5 protein-coding genes are annotated in these 6,651 nt (G+C 70.7%); all 5 read right to left on the reverse strand.

Annotation, left to right across the window (positions count from 1 at the left end):
- Positions 1-981: UDP-glucose--hexose-1-phosphate uridylyltransferase (locus RMO97_RS07360; RefSeq protein ID WP_310539979.1), on the reverse strand; the 981-nt coding region annotated here is incomplete at its 3' end.
- Positions 978-2,111, reverse strand: a complete 1,134-nt coding sequence (gene galK / locus RMO97_RS07365) for a galactokinase (RefSeq protein ID WP_310539980.1) — start codon at positions 2,109-2,111, stop codon at positions 978-980. The genes galK and RMO97_RS07360, both read right to left, overlap by 4 nt.
- Positions 2,108-4,225: an alpha-galactosidase gene (locus RMO97_RS07370; RefSeq protein ID WP_310539981.1), complete on the reverse strand. Its 2,118-nt coding sequence runs from the start codon at positions 4,223-4,225 to the stop codon at positions 2,108-2,110. The genes galK and RMO97_RS07370 overlap by 4 nt, the downstream gene beginning before the upstream one ends.
- Positions 4,225-5,031, reverse strand: coding sequence for a hypothetical protein (locus RMO97_RS07375; RefSeq protein WP_310539982.1), 807 nt, complete (start codon positions 5,029-5,031; stop codon positions 4,225-4,227). The genes RMO97_RS07370 and RMO97_RS07375 overlap by 1 nt, the downstream gene beginning before the upstream one ends.
- A 93-nt stretch (positions 5,032-5,124) precedes the next feature.
- A partial coding sequence (locus tag RMO97_RS07380) for a TonB-dependent receptor domain-containing protein (RefSeq protein WP_310539983.1) occupies positions 5,125-6,651 on the reverse strand: 1,527 nt, incomplete at its 5' end.

The following is a 6,651-nucleotide window of genomic DNA, read 5'->3' on the forward strand; positions in this document are numbered from 1 at the left end:
CGCGGCCTCCTCGGGCGTCAGGTCGCGTTGGGGCATGGCCAGCATCTCGTAGCCGACCATGAACTTGCGCACCGAGGCCGACCGCAGCAACGGCGGATAGAAGTGGGCGTGCAGGGTGACGTGCGGGTGCGCCCCGCCGTCGGTGGGCCGCTGGTGGAACCCCATGGTGTAGGGGAAGGACACCTCGAACAGCCGGTCATAGGCCCGGGTCAGGCGCGAGAGAATGTCGGCCAGACCGGCGCGCTCACCGGGGGTCAGTTCATCCAGGCCGGTGACCGGCCGGCGCGGCAGGACCAGAGCCTCGAAGGGCCAGGCCGCCCAGAACGGGACCAGGGCGACAAAGGTCTCGTTGGCGCAGATAATCCGCTCGGCGGCCGCCAGCTCGCGCCTGAGATAGGACGCCAGCAGGGTTTCCCCGTGCGCGGCGAACCACTCTCGTTGGCGGTCGCCCTCGCGGACCTGTTCATTGGGGACGTGCTGCTGGGCCCAGATCTGGCCGTGGGGGTGCGGGTTGCTGGCCCCCATCATCTCGCCGCGGTTCTCGAAAATGGTCACCGCCCCGACGTCGGCCCGCGTGGCCAGTTCGGTGAACTGGGCCGTCCAGGTTTCGATCACAGGTTCGATCTGGTTCGGGCTCATGCCGGCCATGGTGAGGCTGTGGTCAGGGGTGTAGCAGATGACCCGGCACAGCCCGGCCTCCGGCTCGCGTACCAGGAGGGGGTCGTCGGACCCGCCCTCCACCCGGCCCGGCAGCAGGGCCGGATAGTCGTTGTCGAAGACGTAGACCCCCTGATAGTCCGGATTGCGAAGGCCGCCGGCCCTCATGACCCCGGCGCAGAGATAACAGGCCGGGTCGTGGACCACGCGCTCGGGGATTGCGGCCTCGCTGGCCGCGCCTTGCCAGGGTCGGCTGACCCGCTGGGGCGAGACCAGGACCCAGTCTCCGGTCAGCAGGTTGAGACGGCGTTCGGGACGGCTCATGTGAACACCTCCGACGCACCGGCGACCGCGCGGCAGGCGAAGGCGTCGGGTATCGCGCTGATCAACGCGCCATAGGCCGCGACGATGCCGGCTTGAACGGCCTCGGCCGCCGCGCTGTCCACCAGGGCGATGACGCAGCCCCCGAAGCCGCCGCCCATCAGCCGCGCGCCATGCACGCCGGGGGTGGCCTGGGCGATGGCGGCCAGCTGGTCGACCACCGGCAGGCTGACCTCCATGTCGTCGCGCAACGAGGCGTGAGACTGGTTCATCAGCGCGCCCAGGGCGGCCAGGTCGCCGGCGGTCATGGCGCTCACGGCCCGACCGACGCGGGCGTTTTCGGTCACCACGTGGCGGCAGCGCTTGGCGGGGGCGCCGCTGAGTCTCCGCAGGGCGGCGGGCAGGTCGGCCTCGGCCACATCCCGCAGGGCCGGAACGCCCAGGGTGCGGGCGGCCGCCTCGCAATCCTCGCGCCGCCGCCGATACTCGCCGCCCACCAGCTGGTGATCGACCATGGAGTTCACCAGCAGGAAACTCGCTCCGTGCGGCAGGGGAACGGGCGTGGCCTGCAGGGAGCGGCAGTCCACCATCAGGGCCCCGCCCTCGACGCCGTTGGCGCTGGCGAAGCTGTCCATGATCCCGCAGGGCATGCCCACGAACCGGTTCTCCGAGGCCCGGGCCCAAGTGGCCACCTGGGCGCCGTCCGCCTGGAGCCCGGAGAGCGCCAGCAGGGCGCGGGTGACCGCCACCTGCAGGGCCGCCGACGAGCTGACGCCGGCGCCGACTGGGACGTCCGAGGCGATCATCAGGTCCGCCCCCACGATCGGCAGGCCCGCCTCCCGCAGGATCTGGGCGGGGCCGGCCACATAGTCGGTCCAGTCGCCGGCGGGTGTCAGACCGTCGAGCACGGCCTCCATCTCCCGGCCCAGGGTCTGCGAGACTACGCGCAGCCGCCCGAGGTCGTTGGGCGCGGCCGCCACCACGCACCAGCGGTCGATGGCGGCGGGCAGGACGAAGCCCTCGGAATAGTCGGTGTGCTCGCCGATGATGTTGATGCGGCCGGGCGCACGGAACAGGCGGGGCTCGGACCCGAAGCGGACGCGGAAATCGGCGGCGAGGGCGGCGAGGGTCACGGCGCGACCCGCGTCAGGCGGAAGACCGCGATCTCTCCAGCGCGCATCACCGGGAGGGGTATGCCCGTTCGCGCCAGCATGTCGCCGCTGGCGACGAGGGTGTCACCCTTCACCAGCGGAATGCGCCGCTTCATCACGGCGAAGGGCCGCTCGGGCGGGTTGACCATGACGATCTCATATTCAGTCTGGGGCTCCAGGCCTACCACGCGGAGGGGCGCCAGGGCCGCGGCCCTGGAGGTCTGCACCTGGGCGGCGGACACCAGGACACTCCCTGCCCCTAGATTGGCGAAAGCAAGGCAGTCGGGATGCTCCAGGCGCAGGGTGCGGCCGGCGTGCAGGTCGTCGCGCAGGGTCTTGTGCAGGGCGATGGCCGCAGCCAGCTGGTCGCGCTCAACCTGGCTGAAGGCCCGCAGGTCGGCCTCGATCCCCATGTGACCACCCAGCGCTGTCATGGCGCGCAGGTCCAGGCTGGCGGTGCGGGCCGTGGTGTGGCTGGCGGCGGCGCCCACGTGGGACCCCATGACCTCGGGGGGGAAGAAGATCGAGAAACCACGTTGGATCGCCTGGCGCTCGATGGGATCGTTGCAGTCGGAGGTCCAGATGCGGTCGGTGCGCCGCAGGATCTCATAGTCGGCCCGGCCGCCCCCCGATGAGCAGCTCTCGATCTCGACGGTCGGATGGGCGGCGCGCAGGCGGTCCATCAGGGCGTAGACCGCCAGGGTCTGGTTGTGGACCGCCGCCCGGCCGCCGCTGAGCGCGTGGGTTAGGTCGCGGTTCATGTCCCACTTCAGATAGCCGATGGCGTTCTGACTCAGCAGGGCGTCGAGCTGCCGGTAGATGTTGTCGGCCACCTCGGCGCGGGTGAGGTCGAGTACGTACTGGCCTCGCCCCAGGGGCTGGGGGCGGCCCGGGTCGCCAAGGATCCAGTCGGGGTGGGCGCGCAGCAGGTCGGAGTCGGCGTTGGCCATTTCCGGCTCGACCCAGAGACCGAACTCCATCCCCAGACCCCGGACGTGGTCGATGAGCGGCGTCAGGCCGTCGGGGTACTTGGCGGGATCGACGGTCCAGTCGCCCAGGCCCGAGCGGTCGTCGGGGCGGCCCTTGAACCAGCCGTCGTCCAGGACATAGCGTTCGACCCCGGCCTCCGCGGCCAGGTCGGCCAGGCCCTTCAGGGTGGCCAGGTCGTGGTCGAAATAGATGGCCTCCCAGCCGTTGTAGTGCACCGGTCTTGTCTTGCCCCGGAGGCGGCCGCCGAGGATCACATCGCGGACGAAGGGATGCAGGCGGTCGGAGATTCCGTTCAGGCCGCTCTCCGAGCGGGCCATATAGAGGGCCGGACTCTGGTAGGTTTCCCCCTGCCCCAGGATCACCTCGCCGGGGTGCAGCAGTTCGCCGGCCTGGACCTGGACACGGCCGTCCCGCAGACGCTCGGCGAAGATGCGGTGGTCGCCGCTCCAGGCCAGGTGCAGGGCGAAGGCCTCGCCACGGGTCTCGCTGAAGTTGGTCTCCCCCACCACGGCGAAGGGCGGGGCGTAGTGGGAGGTGCGGCCGGTGCGGTTCTCCTTGGCGATCAGGCCGGTGGAGAGGAGCTGACGGACCGCCGCGAACTCGCGGGTCCAGCGGCCGTCGAACAGCAGCAGGTCGTTGTGGGGACTGTCGAAGGCGCCCGCCGCCAGCCAGTCGAGGGTCAGGGGCTCGAGGCCGGTGTTGCGCAGGGTGGTGCGGCTGGTGAGCACGCCGGTGGGGGCGTCCAGGCGCAGGCTCAGGGTCAGCTCGATCCCGGCGGCCGTGTCCTCCAGGACCAGGGTCGCGGCGCCGGAGGTGAGATCGGCGCTGCGCAGGGTCATCTGGCTGACCACCTCGGCGCCGCCCCTGTGCGCCAGCAGGCCGGGGTGAGCCGTAAACCCCTGCCCCGCCTCCGGCAGCCAGCTCAGCCGCTCGCCACCGTCCAGCATGCCGTGCGGGATGGCGCGGATGGCGAGCCGGGCGAGCGCCGGGATGGGATCGGCGGGGCCAAGATCGGGCCCCCAATAGACCAGGCGCGGCGCCCCGGCCTCGGTGGTGAGGAAGACCAGACTCTCAGCCCCGCCGTCCAGCCGGAACCCCTGGGTCATCAGACGGCCGCCTTGGGCGTCATGACCAGCCAGGGGGTTGGGCGGACGCGCCATTCCCACACCGCGATCAGGTGATCGAGGTGACCCTGGGCGGCCAGCCAGTCCGGCAGGGTCACGCTCTTGCCCTGCTGGTCCAGGCGCTGGATGTCGTGGGTGGCGGAAAAGCGCGCCTGGATCCGCTGCAGGACGCCGGGCCTGTAGACGTCATGGGTCTCGACGATGAGGCTCATCTTGGCCAGGGCGGGCGACAAGTCGGGGCGCAGCAGGCCGTCCTCGGCGCCTTCCACGTCCATCATCACCAGGGTCCTGCGGTCGGCGAACTCCTCGAAACCCTCGGGCGCGAAGGTCTCGCGGACCACCACCCGCTCGGCGACGCCGTTCTTGGCCGCCAGGTCGGCGCAGGCGCGCCGGGCCTTCTCGACGATGTCGTAGGCGTAGACGGTGACCCCCGGCATCAGGCGGGCCAGGCCCACGGCGTAGTAGCCCTCCGCGCAGCCCACATCGACGATGCAGTCGAACCCCTCGCCGGCGAACCGGGCGATGGCCGGGTGCAGTTCCGACTCGTAGGAGCCGAGCAGGCGGGGGGCGAGCGCCCCCTCGGTGGCCTCGCCCACATAGTCCATGCCCGCGAAGGGGCCGCCCAGGATCTTGGCCCCATGATTGCGCAGCAGGACATTGGCGATGGCGCGCGAACGCCAGATCGCCAGGACCCGCAGCAGGGTGTTCAGCTCTGGCTCCGCCGCCAGGGGCGGATCGCGCTGCAGCCGCGCCCGGATCCAGGCGACGACGCTTTCCATATTGTTCATGGACCCAGCATAGCCGCCCGGCCGGGGGACAGGCCAGACGCTCAATTCATGTTGCGCGGCGGAGGCCCTCCCCCGCCGCGAACCCTTATCGCATCAGAACTTGGCGCGGACGCCCAGGGTCGCGGCGCGGCCCAGGGTTCCGTAGTTCCGCACCGTCTCGTAGCTGTCGTCCAGGACGTTATCGACCCGGCCATAGACCTCGAAGGTCTCGCTCACCGGATAGGACGCCCGCAGGTCCAGCAGGGTGTGGCTCTGCAGGACGTAGCTGTTTGCGGCGTTGTCGAAGCTGGCGCCGACGTGGCGTATGTCGGCCGTCGTGGAGAGACCAGACGGCCATCTGTAGGTCGCCGCCAGGTTGGCCTGGTGCTCGGGCCGGCGGGCCAGTTCCTTGCCCCGGTTGGCGCCCGCCGAGCGGTTCTCGGTGTGGGTCCAGCTGTAGTTGGCGTCGAGGCTGAAGGGGCCGGCGGTGACCGCCCCCACCAGCTCAACCCCATGCGCCGTGGTCTTTGCGGTGTTGTCGTAGTAGCCGAACCGGGCCACGCCGCCGGGGTTGCAGATAGGCGCCAGGGACCCGAACGCGCAGGAGACGAAGTCGATCTGGTTCTCGGTCTCCCGCCCGAACCCGGTGGCCGTCACCACCAGCCAACCGTCGCCGACCGAGTGCTCGACTCCGAGGTCCCAGCCGTCGGCCTGCTCGGCCTTCAGCCCCAGGTTCCCGTACTCGCTATAGAGCTGATAGAGGGTCGGGGCCTTGAATCCTTGGCCGAAACTGGCGCGCAAGAGGGTCTCCTCGCCAATAGACCAGGCGGCCGACACCTGCCCCAGGCTGTGGTCGCCGAAGGTGTCGTGGCTGTCGCGGCGCAGGCCGACACTGACCGACAAGTGACCGCTGAGGTCCCCACGAACCTGGGCATAGAGGCTGTCGATGGCCACCTCCGCCGTGGCCGCCACGGGCGAGGGCGCAAAGGCCGAGGGCGCGCGGCTGCGGAAGCTGGCCTCCTCCCGCTCGGCCCCGAAGGTGGCGGTCCAGGCGCGCGTGATCTCCAGGCTCCCCTGGTATTCCCAGCGCCTGTTGCGACCGGTGGAGTCGAAGGTCAGCGGTGTCACCGCCTGGGCCGGGTTGAAGTTCAGGCTGTCGGAATTGGTGTAGCCGAAGGCCAGGCGGTTCTTCAGCCGGCCGTCCAGCAACGCGATGTTCAGGCCGGCATAGCCCACCAGCTCCTCGATCTCCGCGTACTGGCCGGTGTCGGCGAAGGAAAAGGCCGGCGCCGGGAAGCCGTCGAACTCGTTGCGGTTCTTGGTGTAGACCGCCCGCAGGTCCAGGGAGAGGTCATCGGAGACGATCACCCGGGCCCGCCCGCTGACCGAGGCCTGGCGATAGCCGTCGTCCTCCGCCCCCCGGGCAAAGGCCGAGACGCCGCCGGTCTCATAGTGGCCGGCCGACAGCCGCCAGACCAGGTGGTCGCTGCGCCCCGCCACCGCGCCGCGCAGATAGGTGGTGTCCTGCGTGCCGGCTTCCGCCTGCAGCCCGCCCTCGAAGGCCTGCGCCGGCTCGGCGGTGACGATGTTGATCACACCCCCGATGGCCTGGCCGCCCCACAGGGTCGACTGGGCGCCGCG

Origin of the sequence: Phenylobacterium sp. (assembly GCF_031425575.1) — a bacterium.
Classification (GTDB): domain Bacteria; phylum Pseudomonadota; class Alphaproteobacteria; order Caulobacterales; family Caulobacteraceae; genus Phenylobacterium.